Annotated in this window: 12 protein-coding genes; 4 read left to right on the top strand and 8 right to left on the bottom strand. The window is 72.2% G+C overall.

Features of this window, described 5'->3' with window-relative positions; all coding sequences use genetic code 11:
- Positions 1-10: 10 nt before the first annotated feature.
- Positions 11-418: a peptide-methionine (R)-S-oxide reductase MsrB gene (msrB, locus tag NNW99_RS07325; RefSeq protein ID WP_215117889.1), complete on the top strand. Its 408-nt coding sequence runs from the start codon at positions 11-13 to the stop codon at positions 416-418.
- Positions 419-426: 8 nt separating this feature from the next.
- Here msrB and NNW99_RS07320 read toward each other — a convergent pair whose 3' ends face one another.
- Positions 427-3,285, bottom strand: coding sequence for an ABC transporter substrate-binding protein (locus NNW99_RS07320; RefSeq protein WP_215117888.1), 2,859 nt, complete (start codon positions 3,283-3,285; stop codon positions 427-429).
- A gap of 208 nt (positions 3,286-3,493) precedes the next feature.
- Between NNW99_RS07320 and NNW99_RS07315 the strand changes: the two genes are divergently transcribed.
- Positions 3,494-4,960, top strand: a complete 1,467-nt coding sequence (locus NNW99_RS07315; protein ID WP_251057733.1) for a glycoside hydrolase family 3 N-terminal domain-containing protein — start codon at positions 3,494-3,496, stop codon at positions 4,958-4,960.
- Between the two features lie 4 nt (positions 4,961-4,964).
- Here NNW99_RS07315 and NNW99_RS07310 read toward each other — a convergent pair whose 3' ends face one another.
- Positions 4,965-6,233, bottom strand: coding sequence for a cellulase family glycosylhydrolase (locus tag NNW99_RS07310; RefSeq protein ID WP_215117887.1), 1,269 nt, complete (start codon positions 6,231-6,233; stop codon positions 4,965-4,967).
- A gap of 18 nt (positions 6,234-6,251) precedes the next feature.
- Here NNW99_RS07310 and NNW99_RS07305 point away from each other — a divergent pair, with 18 nt between their 5' ends.
- Positions 6,252-7,433, top strand: coding sequence for an N-acetylglucosamine kinase (locus tag NNW99_RS07305; protein WP_215117886.1), 1,182 nt, complete (start codon positions 6,252-6,254; stop codon positions 7,431-7,433).
- The gene (locus tag NNW99_RS07300; protein WP_215117885.1) at positions 7,430-9,736 is read left to right on the top strand and encodes a glycoside hydrolase family 3 N-terminal domain-containing protein; all 2,307 of its coding nucleotides are present in this window, start codon (positions 7,430-7,432) and stop codon (positions 9,734-9,736) included. Before NNW99_RS07305 ends, NNW99_RS07300 begins: the two co-directional genes overlap by 4 nt.
- On the opposite strand, the gene NNW99_RS07295 is transcribed toward NNW99_RS07300, so the two are convergent.
- The 6 genes from NNW99_RS07295 to NNW99_RS07270 all read right to left on the bottom strand — a co-directional run bounded on the left by NNW99_RS07295 (position 9,700) and on the right by NNW99_RS07270 (position 18,990).
- Complete coding sequence (locus NNW99_RS07295) at positions 9,700-10,578, bottom strand: carbohydrate ABC transporter permease (protein WP_215117884.1); 879 nt, start codon at positions 10,576-10,578, stop codon at positions 9,700-9,702. The two genes, NNW99_RS07300 and NNW99_RS07295, sit on opposite strands and share 37 nt — an antisense overlap.
- Entirely contained in the window at positions 10,575-11,612 is a 1,038-nt protein-coding gene (locus NNW99_RS07290) for a carbohydrate ABC transporter permease (RefSeq protein ID WP_215117883.1), read from the bottom strand. Before NNW99_RS07290 ends, NNW99_RS07295 begins: the two co-directional genes overlap by 4 nt.
- A gap of 2 nt (positions 11,613-11,614) precedes the next feature.
- Positions 11,615-12,988 (bottom strand): extracellular solute-binding protein, encoded by a 1,374-nt coding sequence (locus tag NNW99_RS07285; RefSeq protein ID WP_215117882.1) that lies wholly within the window; start codon positions 12,986-12,988, stop codon positions 11,615-11,617.
- A 114-nt stretch (positions 12,989-13,102) separates the two neighbouring features.
- Entirely contained in the window at positions 13,103-13,702 is a 600-nt protein-coding gene (locus NNW99_RS07280) for a peptidyl-prolyl cis-trans isomerase (RefSeq protein ID WP_321170386.1), read from the bottom strand.
- Between the two features lie 50 nt (positions 13,703-13,752).
- Positions 13,753-17,964, bottom strand: coding sequence for an NEW3 domain-containing protein (locus NNW99_RS07275; protein ID WP_215117880.1), 4,212 nt, complete (start codon positions 17,962-17,964; stop codon positions 13,753-13,755).
- Positions 17,965-18,105: 141 nt separating this feature from the next.
- Positions 18,106-18,990: a MurR/RpiR family transcriptional regulator gene (locus NNW99_RS07270; RefSeq protein ID WP_215117879.1), complete on the bottom strand. Its 885-nt coding sequence runs from the start codon at positions 18,988-18,990 to the stop codon at positions 18,106-18,108.
- Positions 18,991-19,098: the final 108 nt, after the last annotated feature.

Genomic DNA, 19,098 nt, shown 5'->3' with positions numbered 1-19,098 from the left:
CTGGAAGCTCATGCCGTACGACGTCGAGAAGCCGGACGAGCAGTGGCGCACGGAACTGACCCCGGGCGAGTACGTGGTCCTGCGCCAGGCGGGCACGGAGCCCGCCTTCACCGGTGAGTACACCGACACCAAGACCCAGGGCGTCTACTCCTGCCGCGCCTGCGGCGCGGAGCTGTTCACCTCGGAAACGAAGTTCGAGTCGCACTGCGGCTGGCCGTCCTTCTTCGACCCGAGGGACACCGACGCGGTGGAACTGATCGAGGACCGGACCCACGGCATGGTGCGCACCGAGGTGCGCTGTGCGCGCTGCGGCTCGCACCTCGGGCATGTGTTCGCGGGCGAGGGCTATCCGACGCCCACGGACCAGCGGTACTGCATCAACAGCATCGCGCTGCGCCTGACCCCCGCCGAGGGCTGAGAGGGCCCTCAGCGTCGGATCCGGCACTCCTTCTGTGTCAGCCGCTTCGTGTCCCCGGCGGCGCGGCTGCACACCACGCGGGGCTCGGAGGTGCCGTCGCGGGCGCGGCGGACCTCTTTCAGGACGATGCTGTGGCCGGTGCGGTCGCCGTACAGCGGGGCGCGGGTGAAGTCGATGGTGCCGGTGGCCATGCCCTCGATCTTGACGTTGCGCAGGTTCACCCAGGTCGAGGCCCGGCTCTGCGGCCGGTCGTCCCGGGTGGCCGCCCAGTACAGGGAACGGGTCGCGTCGTGGGCCAGGGCGGTCTGGCCGCTGGCCAGGGCGGGACTGTCGTAGCGCAGGCGGCCGCCCCCCAGTCCCGGCAGGTGCGCGCCGGCGTCCAGATAGAAGGTCGTCCTGGTGGCGGCCTTCTCGAGCTCGGCCAGGGCCGCGTGGTACAGCGTGACCTTCGGCGCGACGGACTGCCCGCCCGCGGCGAAGTCGGCCTTGGACAGGTCGTCGCCGGTGAGGATGGCCAGGGGCGTGCCGGCGCAGCCCGGCTCGGTGCCGAGCTGGGTCATCAGGGGGTCGATGTCCTCCACCCGTCCGGCGAAGTAGATCACCGACGGGACCCGGCCGCCCCGGCAGATCTCCTGGGCGTGCGAACGGAGTTCCGGCTTGCCGCCGCTGAGGGTGTAGCGGCGCTGTTCGAGCGGGGTGAAGCCCTGCCGGCGCAGCATGTCCTCGCCGTAGCGCGCCTGTTCATCGGTGTAGAGGTCGTCGGTCTTCGCCGTGTCCCGGGCGAGGACTAGGGCGTACTGCCGACGGTCCGTGCGCAACTGGGCCGCTATCAGGCCGAGCTGCTCGGTCTGCCACTGGTCCGTGGCGGCCAGGCTGAACCAGTTGGCGAACTCCCGGGGCAGATAGGTGGCGGAGTTGGTGCCGGAGACGATCGGCAGCCCGGCCTCCATCAGCGTGCGGGTCGTCGCCCTGCTCGACTTCAGGTCACGGCCGGTGCCCACGACCCCCACCACGGTCGGGTCCTGGGCGGCGTAGGAGGCGATCTCCTCGGCCATCTCCTCCTGATGGCCCAGGTCCACGCCGCCGTTGGCGAGCAGGACCCGCAGTTTCACGCTGGAGTTCTCGTTGATGACGGCCTGCGCCAGGTACACGCCCGCCAGTTCCTCGGCGCCCTTCACGAGCGAGGAGCCGTCCGAGGAGTCGGCGCTCAGCGGCCCGGCGTAGACGACGGTGACGTATTTGCCGGAGTGGTGGGCGAGGACGTTCGCGTTCTGCTTCGCGATGCGGTCCTCCAGTTCGTCCACCGTCCAGGGCGTCGCGTCGCCGGCCGTCAGGGCCTTGGGCTCGTCGGCGGGGTCGGGTACGGGCAGCCAGTCGGCGAAGCGGACGCCGTTCGTCGCTATGCCGATGCATTCGGTGCCGCCGCCGGGTGTCTGCGCGCGCCGGGTGTCCCGGTTGGCGGTCAGCACGGACGCCGAGCAGTACCGGTCGTGCAGGGCGTCGGCCCGCATGACGGTCCCGGCCGTCAGCAGGGCGATCACCAGGACCAGGGTGTGCAGGGCCCACACCAGCCGGGCGGGCGTGGGACGGGTGGAGGCCCGCAGATGGCGGGTGCGTTCCTCGACGGGGGCGAGCTGGTCGGGCGGCAGCGGGATCTTCATCACCCAGGGCAGGACGGACCGCTCCCGGCTGGGCGACTGCTCGGCGCGCAGATTGTGCGCCCACTGCCGGTGCCAGGTGCGCAGCCGCTCGCCGAACCGGGGCGGTACGGCGGCCGGGTCGGGCGCCGGCGGCACCACGCCGCGCTCCAGGCGCGGCACGTCCCGCGTGTGCACCGCGGCGACCACCATCAGCGGGTCCAGCTCGCTGCGCCGGCTGCGGACGTCGCTGATGGCCCGGATCAGTTCGATGCCGCCGTTGCGGGCGTCCGCGTGGGGCAGGAACAGCATCGGCGGGCGCGGCCGCTTGAAGCCGCGCAGGTCCCAGCTCCAGCGGCGGTGGTTGTCCCGCAGGTCCTCCCGCAGCGCCAGCACGCACAACTGGAGGTGGAAGTCGCCGCCCGCCGTGAGCGCCTCGGCCACGTCGTACGCCCGGGCCGCGATCGCCTTCCAGGACCGCACCGGCCGCAGCAGCGACACCTCGGTGGGATCCTCGTGGTCCGCCGCCCTGAGGAAGGTCGTCGTCATGAACCAGCGGCTCTCCCGGCGCAGCCACAGGAAGATCGGCGCCCGCCCCGGCAGCACGTAGTTGAGGACGGTCAGCAGCAGCAGGAAGACCAGCCCCGCGCCCACCGCCACGTACCACTCGCTGCGGGCCATGAGCGCGGCGAGCACGGTCACGAGGCTCGCCGGGAGGATGTGCGCCATGTCGAACAGCGGCAGACCGGAGCGCCAGCGCGCGGTGTTCCTGGGCCTCCAGCGCTGCTGGGCGAGCTGGTTCAGCAGCCGTTGCCGCTGGTCCTGACCGGCCTCGGGGCTGCCCGGCTCGGGCGCGGGCCAGGTCTCGCCGAGGGCCGCGACGGCGTCGTCGATGGCATGCACCAGCCGCAGCCGCGGGAACGCGTAGCGCCGGTAGACCGCCTTCGGGCCGCCCCACTTCTTCGGGTCGCTCAGCGCCCGCACCATGGCCGCCGCCCGGCGCACCTCCGTGGCGCCCTCGTAGGCGTCCTGCGCCACCGCGCAGCGCGTGCCGTGCGCCTCCTGACCCGCGTGCAGCTGCCGGACCAGCCCGGTCACCGCGTCGTCGTCCGCACTCTCCTGCGCGTGCACGACGAACACCGGCATCGGCGGCTCGGCGCTCGTGCGGAAGTCCTGGATGAGGATTTCGAGCTGATCCTGGAGGTGGAGCCCGGCGCCACGCTCCGGCATGCCGTCATGCCCCCCGGGACAGTCCGGCGGCGTGCGATCAGCGTTCACCATGGGCAATCCCCCGTTCGCCTTCGGTGACCTACGAGGCTAGCGGGTGTCGGTGAGGTGGGAGTGGGTGACGGACGAACTTCAGGAACGTTTCGGCTAGCTGAATGGTCAATCCATCAAGCTGTTGACATTTGGTTGAACGAGCCAGAGGATTCCCGGGGTGACCCACTCCGCGCACCTGCCCCCCGGCCTCGACGAGGCCGCCCACCGCTGCCTCGTCGCCGGCTTCGCCGGTACCACGGCCGTGCCCGACACCCTCAAGCGACTCGTCGACCGGGGGCTCGGCGGAGTCATCCTCTTCACCCGCAACGTGCGGGACGCCGAGCAGGTGCGGCGGCTCACCGCCGAGTTGCGGTCCCTGCGCCCGGACCTGCTCGTCGGCATCGACAACGAGGGCGGCGGGATCGGGCACCTGGTCGGCGCGGACGCTCCCGAGGTGCCCGGATCGTACGCGCTCGGCGTGGCCGACGACCCCGGGCTGACCGGCCGTTGCGCCGACGCCCTGGCCGGGCATCTGGCCTCGCTCGGCATCACGGTCTCCTACGCCCCGGTCGCCGACCTCCAGCACCATCCGCGCAACCCGATCGTGCGCACCCGGTCCTTCGGCGCCGAACCCGACCTGGCCGCCCGCCATCTGCGGGCCTGGATCACCGCCACCGAGCGCCGGGGCGTCGCCTCCTGCGCCAAGCACTTCCCCGGGCACGGCGGCACCGAGACCGACAGCCACCACGGCATCGCCGTCGACCCGCGGTCGCACGACGAACTGCGGGCCGACTTCGAACCGTTCCGGGCGGCCGTCGCGGCCGGCGTGCCGATGATCATGAGCGCTCATGTCGTCTACCCGGCGCTGGACCCCGAGCGGCCCGCCACCCTGAGCCGCCGCATCCTGGGCGATCTGCTCCGCCACGAGCTGGACTTCGACGGGGTCCTGGTCAGCGACGCCCTGGAGATGAAGGCCATCGCCGAGCGCTACGGCGAGGCCGCCGGGGCGCGGATCGCCCTCGCGGCCGGTGCCGACCAGGTCATCGTGGCCGTGCCGGACCTGGAAGTCACCCTGGCCTGCCGGGACGCGGTGCTCGACGCGCTGCGCTCGGGCGTGCTGCCCGAGGAGCGGGTGCGGGAGGCTGCCGGGCGGGTGCGGCGCCTCGCCGTGCGGTACGCCGCCCCGGCCGCCGGGGCGGTCGACGGCTGGGACGCGGGGGCCGGTCTCGAGGCGGCCCGCCGGGCGGTCCGTAGCCGGGAGGTGCCGTCGGCGGTGCGGGGCGCCCATGTCGTCGACCTGTTTCCGCCGCCGCATCCCGCGCTCAACTGGGGTGGCGAGGACCTGCTGACGGAGGTGCGCGCCCTCGACCCCACGGCCACGGGGACCGCGGTCAGCGGAGAGCACACGGATCCGGCTCCCTTCGTGGAGGAGATCCTGCGCGCCTCCGGTGACACCCCGCTCGTCATCGCCACCTGTGACGCCGGGCTCCACCCCTGGCAGGAACGGTTGTCCGCCGCCCTGCTGTCCCGGCGGCCCGACGCCGTACGGATCGACACCGGGCTGCCGGAGGGCGGCGCGCTCTGCTCCTACGGGCGGGGCCGGGTGAATCTCCGGGCCGTCGCCGAGGCGCTGGTCGGCGCCTGAGCGCTCAGGGCACCCGTACGACCTCCTTGATGCCGCGCGCCGCCAGGTAGGCGGCGTCGTCCGCCCGCCCCGCCAGGACCACCGCCGGGTGCACACCCTCGGCGCGCAGGGCCATCCACGCGTCGAAGTACGCGCCTCCCGGGCCGGATACGGAGCGGGTGGACGGCGTGCAGTCCAGGACCAGGGCCGTGTCGCGGGGCCGGACGGGATGGTGCCCCGCCCGCACCTCGGCGACGGTCTCGGCCAGGGCCGTCGCGATCGGCTTGGCGCCGCCCCGCGCGTCGAACAGGCCCAGGGTGTACTCCAGTTCCGGGTAGTCGGCGAGCGAGCGGTCCACGTCGTGGGAGCACCACCACGTCACGCCCCACAGCCCCTCGCACCCGGCCGCGTTCCGCACGGTCGCCCGCGCGAAGTCCGGGGCGTCGGCCGCCGGGATGTGCGGCTCCGGGGCGCCCGTCTCCTGCACCCAGACCGGGCGGGCCGGGTCCTCGGCGTAGGCCTTGGCGAGTTCCGTGCCGTATTCGGCGAGGTGCTGCACCTGAGGGGAGCGGGGGCCGTAGCGGCGGGCGCAGTCGCCGGAGAACACCCAGGGGTGGACGGTGGTGACATCGCCCTTGCGGGCCGAGGCCTCGGGGGTGAAGGGGTGGTCGTCGCCGTACCAGGCCGCGTCGTAGGCCGAGTGGGTCGCGAGCCGGCCCGGGGGCAGGTGCTCGCGGGTGGCGGCGAGCAGGGTGTCGAGGTAGCGGTCCACCTCGTCCGCGGTCACCGGATTGTGCTCGACCAGGTTGTTGAGCTCGTTGCCGAGTTGCAGGCCGATGAGGTTGGGGCGGCCGGCCAGGGCGCGGCCGAGGGTGCGCATCAGCTCGGCCTGGGCGGCGACGGCCTCCGGGTCGGTGAAGACATTGCGGTGGTGCCAGCTTCGCGTCCACTCCGGGTAGAAGTCGAAGCTGGACAGATGGCCCTGCACACCGTCCACCAGGACGTCGAGACCGGCCTCGGCGGCCAGGTCGACCAGGTGCGCGAGCTGGTCCACGGCGGCGGGGCGGATGAGGGTGCGGTTGGGCTGGAGGAGCGGCCACAGATGGAAGACCCGGACGTGGTCGAGGCCGAGCGCGGCGATCTGGTCCAGGTCCTCGCGGGCGTGCGCCGGGTCGAAGTCGTGCCAGGCGTGGAACCAGCCGCGGCGGGGCGTGTAGTTGACGCCGAAGCGGAGCGTGGGAATGGGATCCTCCTCGGGTCGAGCACCCAGATCCCTTGCTCTGGGTGAATGCATCAATCACCATAGTCAGCGATGGGTAATGAATTGAACCAGGAGCTTCGGGATCTGGTGGTCGGTCTCGACGCGGGCGGCACCCGGACCCGGGCGGTCCTGGCGACCGCCGCCGACGGACGTCCGCTGGGCGAGGGCGCCGCCGGGCCGGGCAACGCCCTGACCGTGCCGGTGCCGCGGCTCACCGAGCATCTCGCCGAGGCCGTCGGACAGGCCGTGCCCGAGTCCGTCCGTGCCCGGATCGTGGCCGTCGCCGGCGGTTTCGCGGGCGCGACGGGCGCCGTCGCCGACGAACCGGGGCGGCGCAACGCCCTGGCCGCCCTCACCGCAGCCCTGAGCCGACTGGGCATCGACGCCGGACCGCCCGTCATCTGCAGCGACATCGAGGCCGCCTTCGCCTCCGCCCCGGGCGCCCCGGCCGACGGCCTCGCCCTGGTGGCCGGCACGGGCGCGGTCGCCATGCGCATCACCGACCGCCGCGGCATCGCCACCGTGGACGGCGACGGCTGGCTCCTCGGCGACGACGGCAGCGGCTTCTGGATCGGCCGCGCGGCGGTCCGGGCCGCACTGCGGATGGCCGACGGGAGGGGCGCGCCGACGGTGCTGGCGGAGCTGGTGGGGCGGGAACTCGGGGTGCCGGGCGAGGTGCTGCCGGGCGGAACCTCCGGCGGTACGGTGCGGCGGCTGTCCCCCGAGGTGGTCCAGGGCATGGAGGAGGGCGGCGCGGGGGACGAGGCGGCGCCACCCGCGAGCGGCCCGGCAGGGACCGGAGCGGCCGGGGCGGTGCCCAACGGCATGACCGGTTCCCCGGTCGAACGGCGCCCCCTCCCGCCCCTCGACGACACCCCCTGGTCCCGCCCCCACCGCGAGGCCTATCGCAGACACCTGCTCCCCGCCGTCATGGCGGAACCCCCCATCCGCCTGGCCCGGCTCGCGCCACTGGTCGTCGAGGCGGCCGGGGACACCGTCGCCCTGGCCATCCTGGACGAGGCCGCCGACCAACTCACCGAGGCAGTACGAGCGTTGGACCCCTCCTCGGGAGAAAGGGTCGTGGCCACCGGAGGCCTCCTCGGCCCCGACGGGCCGCTCACCTCGCGCCTGGACGCCCGCCTCCGCACCCTCGCTCTGACCCTCGACTGGGTCCCCGACGGCCGCCGGGGCGCCGTGGCCCTGGCCCGGCTCGCCCACCAGGGCCGTCCATGACCGCCACCCGGCAGTCCACGCCTGTGTACCGCGACCCCACCGCCCCCGTCGACGACCGCGTTCGCGACCTGCTGTCGCGCATGACCCCGCGCGAGAAGGCCGGCCAGCTCAACCAGCGGATGTACGGCTGGGACGCCTACCGGCGCACCCCCGACGGCGGCTTCGAACTCACCGACGCCCTGTACGCCGAGACCGAGCGCTTCGCCGGACTCGGGGCCCTGTACGGGCTGTTGCGCGCCGACGCCTGGTCGGGCGTCGACCACACCACCGGCTCCGGCGCCGAGGCCGGTGCCGAACTGGCCCACCTCGTCCAGCGGCATGTCGTCGAGCACAGCCGGCTCGGCATCCCGGCCCTGTTCGTCGAGGAGGTGCCGCACGGGCACATGGCCCTTGACGGCACGGTCCTGCCCGTCAACCTGGCCGTCGGCGCCACATGGGACCCCGGGCTGTACGAGCGGGCCGCCGCCCACGCCGCCGCCGAACTGCGCGCCCGGGGCGGCCATGTCGCCCTGGTGTCGGCTCTGGACATCGCCCGGGATCCGCGCTGGGGCCGGACCGAGGAGTGCTTCGGCGAGGACCCGTATCTGGCCGCCCGGCTCACCGAGGCGCTCGTACGCGGTATGCAGGGGGAGCCCCTCGGCCGGCCGGACGGGCTCTTCGCCCCGGACAAGGCGCCCGTCGTCCTCAAGCACTTCGCCGGGCAGGGCGCCACCGTCGGCGGCCGCAACTCCGCCGAGTCCGAACTCGGTCTCCGGGAGCTGCACGAGATCCACCTCCCCGCCGCCCACGCCGGTGTCCGGGCCGGAGCCGCCGCCGTCATGGCCGCCTACAACGAGGTCGACGGCATGCCCTGCTGCGGCAACCGCGCCCTCCTGACCGGACTGCTGCGCCACCGCTGGGGTTTCGACGGACTCGTCATGGCGGACGGACTGGCCGTGGACCGGCTGGCCCGCGTCACCGGGGACAAGGTGGCGGCCGGGGCTCTCGCGCTCCACGCAGGGATCGACCTGAGCCTGTGGGATGAGGGCTTCACCCATCTCGAGGAGGCGGTCGAGCGGGGGCTGGTGAGCGTGGAGGCCCTGGACACGGCCGTCGCGCGGGTGCTGCGGCTCAAGTTCCGGCTCGGGCTGTTCGAACAGCCCTACAGCGCGGGCCCGTTCCCGGACCCCGCCGTCGGACGTGATCTGAGCACCGCCCTCGCCCGGGCCGCCGTGACCCTGCTCCACAACGACCAGGGTGTGCTGCCCGTGCCGACCGGCTCCCGTATCGCCGTCCTGGGGCCGCACGCCGACACCGTCGCCCACCAACTGGGCGACTACACCGCCCCACAACGCCCCGGCACCGGCACCAGCGTCCTCGACGCGCTCCGGCGCACCGGCATCGACGTACGCCACGCCAAGGGCTGCGCCCTGACCGGCGACGACCTCTCCGGCATCCCGGAGGCGATCGCCGAGGCCGCCGCGTCCGACCTCGCCGTGCTCGTACTGGGCGGCAGCAGCGCCCGTACGCCCGGCACGGAGTTCGACGCCAACGGCGCCGCGCGCACCGTCGTGTCCGAGATGACCTGCGGCGAAGGCGTCGACCTGGCCGGGCTCCGGCTCGGCGCGGCCCAGCACGCCCTGCTCGACGCCGTCACGGCGACCGGCACACCCACCGTCGTCGTCCTGCTCCAGGGCCGCCCGCACGCCGTCCCCGAGGCCGCCGAACGGGCCGCCGCGCTGCTCACCGCCTGGTACCCGGGCTCCTGGGGCGGCGAGGCGATCGCGGACGTCCTGCTGGGACGGGCCGAGCCCGTCGGGCGGCTGCCCGTGTCCGTGCCGCGCTCGGCAGGTCAACTGCCCGTCCACTACAACCACAAGGACATCGAGTACGGCGGCTACGCCGATGACAGCGCCGAGCCGCTCTACGGCTTCGGGCACGGGCTGGCGTACACGAGCTTCGCCTACGGTCCGCCCCGGCTGTCGGGGCGGACCGTCGAGGTCGACGTCACCAACACCGGGCAACGGCACGGGCGTACCGTCGCGCAGCTCTATCTGCGCCGCCTCGTCACGCCGGTCTGGCCGCGCGCACTGGAGCTGAGGGGCTTCAGGGCCGTCGAGCTGGAGCCGGGAGAGTGCCGTACGGTCGCGTTCGCTCTCGGTCCGGACCAACTGGCCCAAGTGGGCCCGGACCTGGAGACGGCGGTCCTGCCCGGCACGGTCGAGATCCGCGTGGCGGAGTCGGCGCGCCGGGCCCTGACCGCCGTACCGGTCGGGCTCCGGGTCGATCAGAGCTTCACGGCACCGGACGAGACGCCCCTGTAGAACCACCGCTGCGTGATGACGAACAGCACCAGCACCGGGATCACGGAGATGACGGAACCCGCCATCACCATGCGCTGGTCATAGCCGAACGACGAGCTCTGCAGCCGGGCCAGACCGAGCGTCAGGGTGAAGTGCTCCTCCGAGCGCAGCACGATCAAGGGCCACAGGAAGTCGTCCCAGGCGCTGATGAAGGTGTTGATGGTGACGACGAGGATCGCGCCGTAGGCGGAGGGCAGATACAGATACCGGAAGCGTTTCCACTCGCCCGCCCCGTCCAGCATCGCCGCGTCCTCTATCTCGCGCGGTACGGCGAGGAACGCGGCCCGCATGATGAGGACGTTGATCGCGGCGACGAAGCCGGGCAGCCAGACACCGGCCAGATGGTCGACCAGGCCCATGTCCCGGATGCTGAGGAACAGCGACACCATGATCGACTCGAAGGGGAACATCATGGACGCCATCAGCACCACCCAGATCAGCTTCCGGCCCTTCCAGCCCGGCTTGGAGAGCATGTAGCCCGCCAGGGTGGAGAAGACGAGCTGGCTCGTGACGGACAGCGCGACGATCACCATGCTGTTCCCGATGTACGTCCACACCGGCACCTGGTCGAAGATCTCGCGGTAGGCCCGCAGGGTCGGGTGGTGGGGGATCAGCGAGGCACCGGCGCCGAAGACGTCCTCTCCCGCGCCCTTGAGGGACGACAGCAATTGCCACAGCAGCGGGCCGACGGTGATGAACAGGACGAACACCAGCAGCAGATAGCGGACGACCAGTTCACGCGGCCGGCCGTAGTCCCGCCAGCGGGGTATCAGACGGCGGCGCTTGTCGACGGCGGTCGTCATCCCTCGTCCTCCTTCGTCAGACGCTGGGCGAGCAGCGTGAGGCCCAGGGTCAGGGCGAACAGGGCGACGCTGACGGCGGCGCCGTAGCCGGCGTTGCCGGTGAGCGGGTCGAGGCCGACGTCGCGGATGTAGAAGGGCAGCGTGCGGTCGGCGCCGCCGGGGCCGCCGGTCGCGCCGCCCAGCATGTAGATCTCGGTGAAGACCCGCAGCGAGCCGATGCCGGTCAGGGTGCCGACCAGCATCATCGAGGTGCGTACGCCGGGCACGGTGACGTGCCAGAAGCGGCGCACCACGCCCGCGCCGTCCACGGCCGCCGCCTCGTGCAGCTCCTTGGGGACGTTCCCGAGGGCCGCCAGGTAGAAGATCATGTACCAGCCGAGGCCCTTCCACAGCGTCAGGCCCATCGCCGACAGCAGGATCAGCCACGAGTCCGACAGGAACGGGATCGCCTCGCGGATGATGTGGGCCTTCTGCAGCCAGGTGTTGACCAGCCCCTGGTCGCTCAGCAGCCACTGCCAGCTCAGGCCCACGACCACGCTGGAGGCCAGCACCGGTGTGTAGAAGGCGGAGCGGAAGAAGCCGATGCCCGGCAGGTTCTTCTCCACCAGGATCGCGAGCAGCAGCGGCAGCAGCACCATCAGCGGGACGACGAACAGCGCGTACAGCAGGCTGTTGCGGGTGGCCAGCCAGAAGTCCGGATCGCCCAGCATCCGGCGGTAGTTGTCCAGCCCGACGAGGTTGTACGCACCGCCCAGCGGCTTGGCGTCGGTGAAGGAGACGACGACCGTGTTGAGGAACGGGAACACCCCGAACACGGTCGCGCCGATGATCGCCGGGGTCATCCACAGCCAGGGCAGCCACCAGCGGCGGTGGAGCGCCGCGCCCCCCGCGTCGGCGCTCGGGCCGGGCGTCACGAAGCGGAGGGCGCGGCGCAGGGGCCCCGGCGGCCGGGCGGGGGAGGCGCCGCCGGGGCGTCGGGCGTCCGCACCCGGGGGAGCGGGGACGGGCGCCTGGTGGACGGTCGGTTGCGTCATCCTCAGCTGCCCTGCTCTATCAGCCGGGTGGCCTTGGACTGTGCCTCCTTCAGAGCGTCCTCGGCGCTCTTCTTGCCCTGCATGGCCAGTTGGATCTGGGCCGAGATGGCGTTCAGCTCACCGGGGGTGAGGGCGATCTCGTCGGCCGTGGCGGTCTTGCGGTCACTGGCGACGATCTTGCGGGCCTCGGCGAAGGGGTCGTCGCCCTTGACCGACTGGAAGAACGGGTCGTTCAGGGAGGCCGTAGTGGAGGGGAAGATGACGACGTTCGGGTCCTTGGCCCAGGCGAGCTGGTTCTCGGCGTTCGTCAGGAACTGCGCGAAGGCCAGCGCGGTGGGGGCGTTCTTGCTGGTGGACGCGACGCCGACGTACTGCGGGGCGCCGACGGTGTGGCCGAGGGCGTCGAGCATGAACCGGCCGACACCGGTCTTCTTGTAGACGCTCGGGTTGTTCTGCTGGATGAACCGCAGGAAGTTGGGGTTCGTCGGGCCGTAGACCAGCTTGCCCTGGCCGTAGACGTTGGCCGGGTCCTGCGTGGACGACAGGGAGTCCCTGGGCATGCCGCCGGCCTTGTAGAGCCTGGTCATGGCCTCGACCCACTGCGCGGTCTTCGGGTCGTCGGCGAAGGTGAACTTCTTGCCGTCGGCCGAGAGGATCTCTATGCCCATCTGCTGCCAGTCGGCCGGGATGCGCAGCTGCGGATTGGCGAGGAACGCGTAGTACTTGCCGCCGGAGGCCTTGGCCACCTTCTCCGCGTCGTCGAACAGGCCCAGCACGGTCGTCGGAGGTTTGGCCGGGTCCAGGCCCGCCTTCTTCATCAGATCGGTGTTGAAGGTCTGCACGATGCCGCCGGAGTACCAGGGCAGCACGCTGTGCACCTTCTTGCCGTCCGCGTCGGCGTACATGCTGGACTTCCACAGCGCGGGGGCGAACGGCTTGCCCGCGTCCGGCGCCTTGTTGTCCAGGTTGAGCAGGTAGCCGTTCTTCGTCAGCGCGACCGCCGTGTTGACGTTGACGTTCACCACGTCCGGGAGCGTGCAGCCCTGCGCGTCGGCGACCAGGCGCTGGGTGAAGGTGGCGTCGCCCGGGTCGTCGATCCAGTTCACCTCGGCGCCGGGGTGGGCCTGCTCGAAGGCGTCGATGACGCCGTTGAAGTACGTCCCGAAGTCCTTCTTCAGGTTGGTCGTCTGGAACGTGATCTTTCCCTTGACCTCGCCGGAGAGCTTCCCGGAACCGACGTTGTTCTGGTCGACCTTGCAGCCGCCGGCCGTGGCGTCACCGCCGTCGGAACCGCCGCCGGACAGGCCGCAGCCGGCGGCCGTCAGGGTCAGGACGACCAGACAGGTCAGGGATCCGGTGAGTCTTCTTGCGCGCATTGCTGCCCTCCTGGGACCAGTCGTCGCTGGATCGAGTCGCTGGATCAAATCACCAAGTCGGACTTCGATTGATGAAAATGTGGACCAGAATTCATCGGAGGTCAATGGTTTTGCTCAGTGGCGGTGTTCGTGGTCCTGGTGCGTGGGGTCGCCGGGGTGTTCGTAGCCCTCGGCGTACTCGACGTCCGCGCGGGCCTTGTCGAGCCAGGTGAAGAAGGCGCGGTGGGCTGCGGCTTGGCGTAGTTCGCCTTCGATGTCGTGGCGGACCTGCTCGTACGGATGGATGTCCGAGGGGGCTGGTGCGTCGTAGGGGTCGACGCCGCGGCGTAGGGCGTCGGGGGTGAGGAAGCGGTCCTGGTTGCGGTCGTAGTAGTCGCGTACGGCCGTCTCGGGGATGTGCTGCTCGTTTTCCAGGTCGGTGAGCAGGGCTTGGGCGGCGGGGGAGTGGGTGAGCGCTGCCGCGATGATGCTGCCGAGGGTTGCTACGTCGGGTTCGGGGATGGTGAGCCGGTGTGGGGGGAGGGTGGCGGGGGGTGGGGGGAGGCCTCGTTCCGCGCAGGCGTGGCGGGCTAGTTCGTCTGCGATGAGTACCTGGGTTGCCCAGCGGCGTTGTTGGCGGTGTCGTCTTGCGGGTGCGGCGGTGTTGTGGCTTGTCGCGCAGTTCCCCGCGCCCCTAGGGGGCGATGTGCCGCCCCCACTTAGGAAGGCTGCCACCTTTTCCTTCGGTAGTGCTTCGCCCCGGACGCGTGCCGCGTGATCTTGCGTCATGGCGTCACCACCAGCTCCACGGCCTTCGTGTACGCCACGCAGCCGTGCCAGGCCAGCTTCGCCAGTAGCCAGTACGAACCCGGTGGGATCGCTGAGCCGTCCACCTCGATCATGGACTCGGTCTGCTCCCCGCCCGGCAACGTGAAGCCCTGGCAGCCCGGGGTGACTCCCGGCCAGGTGCCCCAGGAGGAGACGGCCCAGATCGTGCCGTTGACGGGGGTGTGGGTGGGGTTTCGGAGGGTGAGGGGGACCCGAGTCCGTTCTCCCCGGCGGACGGTCACCTGCTCGACTCCCAGGTCCGCCAGCAGGGTCGGGCCGGTGTGGCCGTCCGGTACGTCCAGGGACACCGCGTCCTCGTACGTCTGGCCGCCGTACGACAGCCGGGCGGCGAGTCGGTGGCGGCCGGGGGTGGGGTCCGGGGGCGGGGTCACCGTGATGTCCGTGAGGGTGAAGCCGCCGGGGGCGAGGGAGTACGGGAGTTCGGCGGGGTCGGTGGTCCAGCCGGGTGGGGGCTCGAAGGTCACCGTGCCTGACACGGGGGTGTCGGTGAGTTCCGAGGAGACCCGGACCGTCGCGGTGACGGGGCCGTCGGCGGTGAGGGTGGTGGGGGAGAGGTAGACCGCGAGGGGCATGTTGCCGCGTGGGGCGGGGCCGGAGTTGTGGAGCCAGTAGCGGGTGGCGATCGGCTGGGCGGGCTCGTGGGCGTCGATGCCCGGCCCGGGCGCGAGGTCCGGCGCGTGGGCCGGGGTGGCCAGGATCGTGGCGACCTCGAAGCCGGACAGCTCCACCCCCAAGGCGCCGTCCCCGTCCGGGGCGAGTGGCTCCCCGGGTGTCTCCAGGACGTCGGCGCGGGCGCCCGCCGACCAGGGCAGCGGGCCAACCACTCGTGTCCGCTTCGGGCGTCCGTCGGCCTCGTGCACGCGGACCACGACGCCCTGCCCCGGGTCCACGGGAGCCGCGCCGCCCCGGGCCAGCGGGGAGCCGGCCGGTTTCAGCGCGTCGAGCAGTACCTCGCCGTCGGATTCCAGGCCCAGCAACGTGACTTCCCTCGGGAGAGCGCCCGAGGAGCGACGGAGCCGGGCCGTCAGGGGGCGGTTGAAGGCGTGCCCGGCCTGGGGCAGGCGCAGTGCGCGCCAGTCGCCCGGGCCCGCGACCACGGCGTACTCGAAGGTGTGCGACCAGCGCTGGAGCTGGAAGCCGGAGCCGTCCGGGGCGGTGCGGCGGGGCGGGTCGATCCAGATGCCGGACGGCCAGCCGGTGCAGGAGCGCATCAGGGACATGTAGAGGTCGCCGGAGGAGGTCACCACGCAGCCGGGCGTGCCACGGTTGAGGACGGCGAAGCCGCGTCCGTCCCAGGCGTCGCCGGGCGGGAGTGCCTCGCCGCCGCCCGCTGCCGTGGCCGTCACCGTGAAGTCGTCCAGGTCGGCGACGATCGCGTCGACCGCCTTGGCGTCGTCCTCCGGGCGGGCGCCCGCCACCACCAGCAGCGGCAGGCGTTCCAGGTCGCGCAGGTCGGCGCCGGGGATCCACTCCTCGCGCAGAGAGGCGCGCGGTGCGACCCAGACGGCGGCCACGCCCCGCTCGGCGAGCTGGCGCCGGAGTTCCCGCCCGGCCGCCGGGTCCCAGCCGAGCGCCTCGGCGACCACGGTGCTGCGGTCGGGGCCGCCGACGGCGATCCGGATGTCGGGGAGGTTGGAGTCGACCTCCAGGTCGCCGTAGCGGGGCCCGCCCGCGATGGTCGAGGTCGCCGTGACCCCGGCCCGGACCAGGGCCGCCGCGAGCGGGGCCCCGAGGTCGCCCGCCGTGTCCCAGTCGGCGTAGACGAGTTCGGCGACACCGATCGAGCGGTGCCCGAGGAGCGTGCCGGAGTCGTCGTGCACCGCGACCCGGGCGGTGGAGCCGAGACCGAACCAGGTGTTCGCCGGGTTGTCCAGCGTCCAGGGGAACCGCTCGCTGTCCACCTCCACGAACCCGAACCCGCGCCCGATCACCGCGTCCGCCACCTCGTGCACCGGCAGCCCGCCCCGTACGTCCGACGGCCAGCGCACCCGGATCAGCCGGTCGGCGCCGTCGTAGCCGTCGAGGGTCGTGGTGACGTCGAGCCGGTCGACGCCCTGCCACAGCGTCAGGCGCTGGGTGCAGCGGAAGAGGCCGAGATCGGCGGTGACGGTGAGCCGGGAACCGGCGGCGGAGTGCTCGGCGCGCACCTCGGCTCTCACGTCCCGGCCGCGGGCGGCGGTCGTGCCGGTCGGGGTGAGGTGCCAGGGGCCCTCGCCGAAGCGCGGGTGCCTCGGGTACTCCTCCTGGACGACGATCTCGTTGCCGATGTCCCCGGGCCGCAGCAGCTCCCGGCCGCCCTCGGCCAGGGCGCGCAGACTGCTGACGCCACCGCCGCGTGCCGGATCGACCGTCACCTCGTAGAACTCGTTGCGGATGGTGAGGCCTTCGGCGGGCTCCCAGCCCGGGACCGATCCCTCGGTGAGCGGGAGCGCCTTGAGGCCCATGCCGGGCACCTCCGGGACGACGACATGCAGGCGGCCGTCCTCGCGGACCGCGGGGAGCCCTTGGGGCACGAGGCCCGGGTCGTCGACCGTCAGCACGTCCCGGCGCGTCCAGGTCGCGGAGTTGAAGACGACCAGGTCGGGGCCGTCGCCGGGAGCCACCTGGTCGGCCAGGGCCTGGGTGGCGTCGGCGTGCACGCTCACCGCCAGGTCGTGCAGCTCCCGCCAGCCGGTCATCAGGTCGATGTACACCTGGTCCGACTCCGAGCCGGTGATGGCGTCGTGGTGGGCGCCGTAGACGAGCTGCCGCCAGGCCTTGTCCAGGGCCGCGTCCGGATAGGGGTGCCCGGTGACGAGCGAGGCGAGCGTCGCCCAGGCCTCGGCGTCGGCGAGGAGCGATTCGCCGTGGCGCTGGGCCTGCTTGGTGTCGATGTAGGAGACGTCCTTGCCGGTGTAGATCGGGTTCATGTCGCGGGTCTGCGGGGAGGCCTTGCGGCCCTCCGCCTCCAGCTCCGCGCGGACGGCGGCGAAGAAGTCCCGGGGGATCGCGCTGATGAAGCGCGGCCACACGTACCGGGCGTTCCAGTCGCGGTGGATGTCCATCACCCAGCGGCACGGCGGCGCGTAGTCCCCGCCCACCGGGAGCAGCACATTGCGGGTGAGGGCGACCTGCTTGAGCCGCTGGAACAGCTTGTACGCGGCGGCGTTCGCCTCCGGCAGGGTGGGGGCGTTGTCGATCGCCCAGCCGGCGCCGTAGTGGTTGACCATGTACGCGGTCAGCAGGCCGCGCCCCGACGGGGCGATCCAGTCGAACTCGGCCGGGAACTGCATCCGGCCCGGGTCCCTCGGCTCCTCGCCGAACACCGACAGCGTCGGCCCCCACTGGTGGAACGGCCCGCGCGCCCACGAACTGGACGTGACCCCCGCGTCCGCCATCAGCCCCGGGAATTGCGGGTCGTGCCCGAAGGCGTCCAGCTGCCAGGCCGTCTCGGGCGAGGCCCCGATGATCCCGCGCTGGAAGCCGTCGCCGTACAGGGCGTTGCGCACGGTCGCCTCGGCGCCGGTGAGGTTGGTGTTGGGCTCGTTGTAGGTGCCGCCCATGATCTCGACGCGGCCGGTGCGGATCAGCTGCCGCAGGAAGGCGCGCTCCTCCGGGAAGGAGTCCCAGTAGGGCTTGAGGTAGTCGACCTCGGCGAGCACGAAGGTGTACGCCGGGTCGCGGCGGGCCAGGTCGCAGTGGGCCCTCACCAGGCTCATGCCGGACTGGCCGCGCGAGTCGAAGGTACGGGCGGGCAGCCCGCTGGTCGCCGGGTCGTCGGCGACGTCCCAGGTCTCGGTGTAGGCGCCCTGGGTGTTCCACCAGACGGGGTCGTAGTGGAAGTGGCTGACCATGAACATGGTCCAGCCGGGCTCGGCCGCCGTGAACTCGCCGGTGTGGGTGGTGACTTCGTCCCCGTCCGCGGCGGTGACGGTGATCTCGCGGCGGTCGCCGGGGACCAGGTCCTCGCCGGTCACGGATATCTCGGCCCGTACGGTGCCGTCCTCGCCGACGGTGGTGTCCGTGCTGCCGGTGAGGCCGCCCGGGCCCTCGACCGTGAGCCGGACGGTCCGGCCCGGGGCATGGCTCAGCTCGACGGCCACCACTTGGCGGGGCTGTTCGGTGGTCCCGGTGAAGAGCTCGGTCGACTCGACAGAGGTGAGGCGCATGGGGCTCCTACGCGTGCGCTGGGGGAGCCCCATCCTGCACGGCAGGAATGATTCAAACAACCATCTTCACGTCAACTTGGTGGTTCATCCATGCACCCTCGGCCAGGCTCACCCGCCGCCCTCGCGCCTCCTCGGCCAGGCTCACCTGGTCCGACGGGACTTCACCGCGTGTTGCCCGGCGATGTGGTCGGTCAGTGCCAGTGAGGCGCTCGCGCGCTGGTAGGAGAGCTGGGCGACCCGGACGTACAGGCAGTCGATGAGCACCAGCACGCTGTGCCGGGCGCCGATGCTGCCGGTGCGGAAACTGGTCTCCGAGGACGAGGAGACGAGCCGGACGTCGGCGGCCCGGGCCAGCGGTGAACGGGTGTCGGCCGTGATCGCGATGGTGGTGGCCCCGCGCTCCTTGGCCAGTTCGAACGGCTCGATGGTCTCGCGCGTCACCCCGGAGTGGGAGATGCCGATCGCCACGTCCGCGGGTGTGAGCAGGGCGGCGGAGGTCGTCGCGGCGTGCACCTCGGTCCAGCCGCGCACCGCGCAGCCGATCCGGAACAGCCGGGTCTCGGTCTCCTGCGCCACGGCCCCGCTGCCGCCGACGCCGTAGACGTCGATACGGCGGGCCCGGGCGGTGGCCTGCGCCGCACGCTCGACCGCGTCGAGATCGATCCGGTCGATCGTCTGCTGCACCGCCCGCAGATCCGCACTGCCGACGACCTGCACGACCCGCTCCAGGCTGTCGTCCGGCGAGATGTCCGGACCGATCTCGGCGGTCCCCCAGTCGGAGACCTCGCCCCGGCCGCGCTCCTGGGCCAGTTCGATCAGCAGGTGCTGGTACGAGTCCAGCCCGATGGCCCGGCAGAAACGGGTCACCGTCGCCTGCGAGGTGCCGGTGCGGCGGCCCAGCTCGGCGGCCGAACAGTGGGTGACGGCGGCCGGATCCTCCAGGATCAGCTCGCCGACCTTCCGCAGGGAGCCCGCCAGCCGGGGCAGCTCGGTGCGGATCAGTGTGGTGACGTCCGTGGGAGGCATGGGGAGAAGGTACCAGCCACCCTTCCCCGCGTGACTTGAATACCAGGACCCGATATGGTTGGTGGATTCATCGATGGATAAAATATAGGGTGGTTCAATCCATCAGTG

Source organism: Streptomyces sp. CRCS-T-1, assembly GCF_024442335.1.
In the GTDB taxonomy this organism is placed as follows: domain Bacteria; phylum Actinomycetota; class Actinomycetes; order Streptomycetales; family Streptomycetaceae; genus Streptomyces; species Streptomyces koelreuteriae.
Note: the sequence above shows the minus strand (reverse complement) of the source record. Positions and strands in the feature narration are given on the sequence as shown.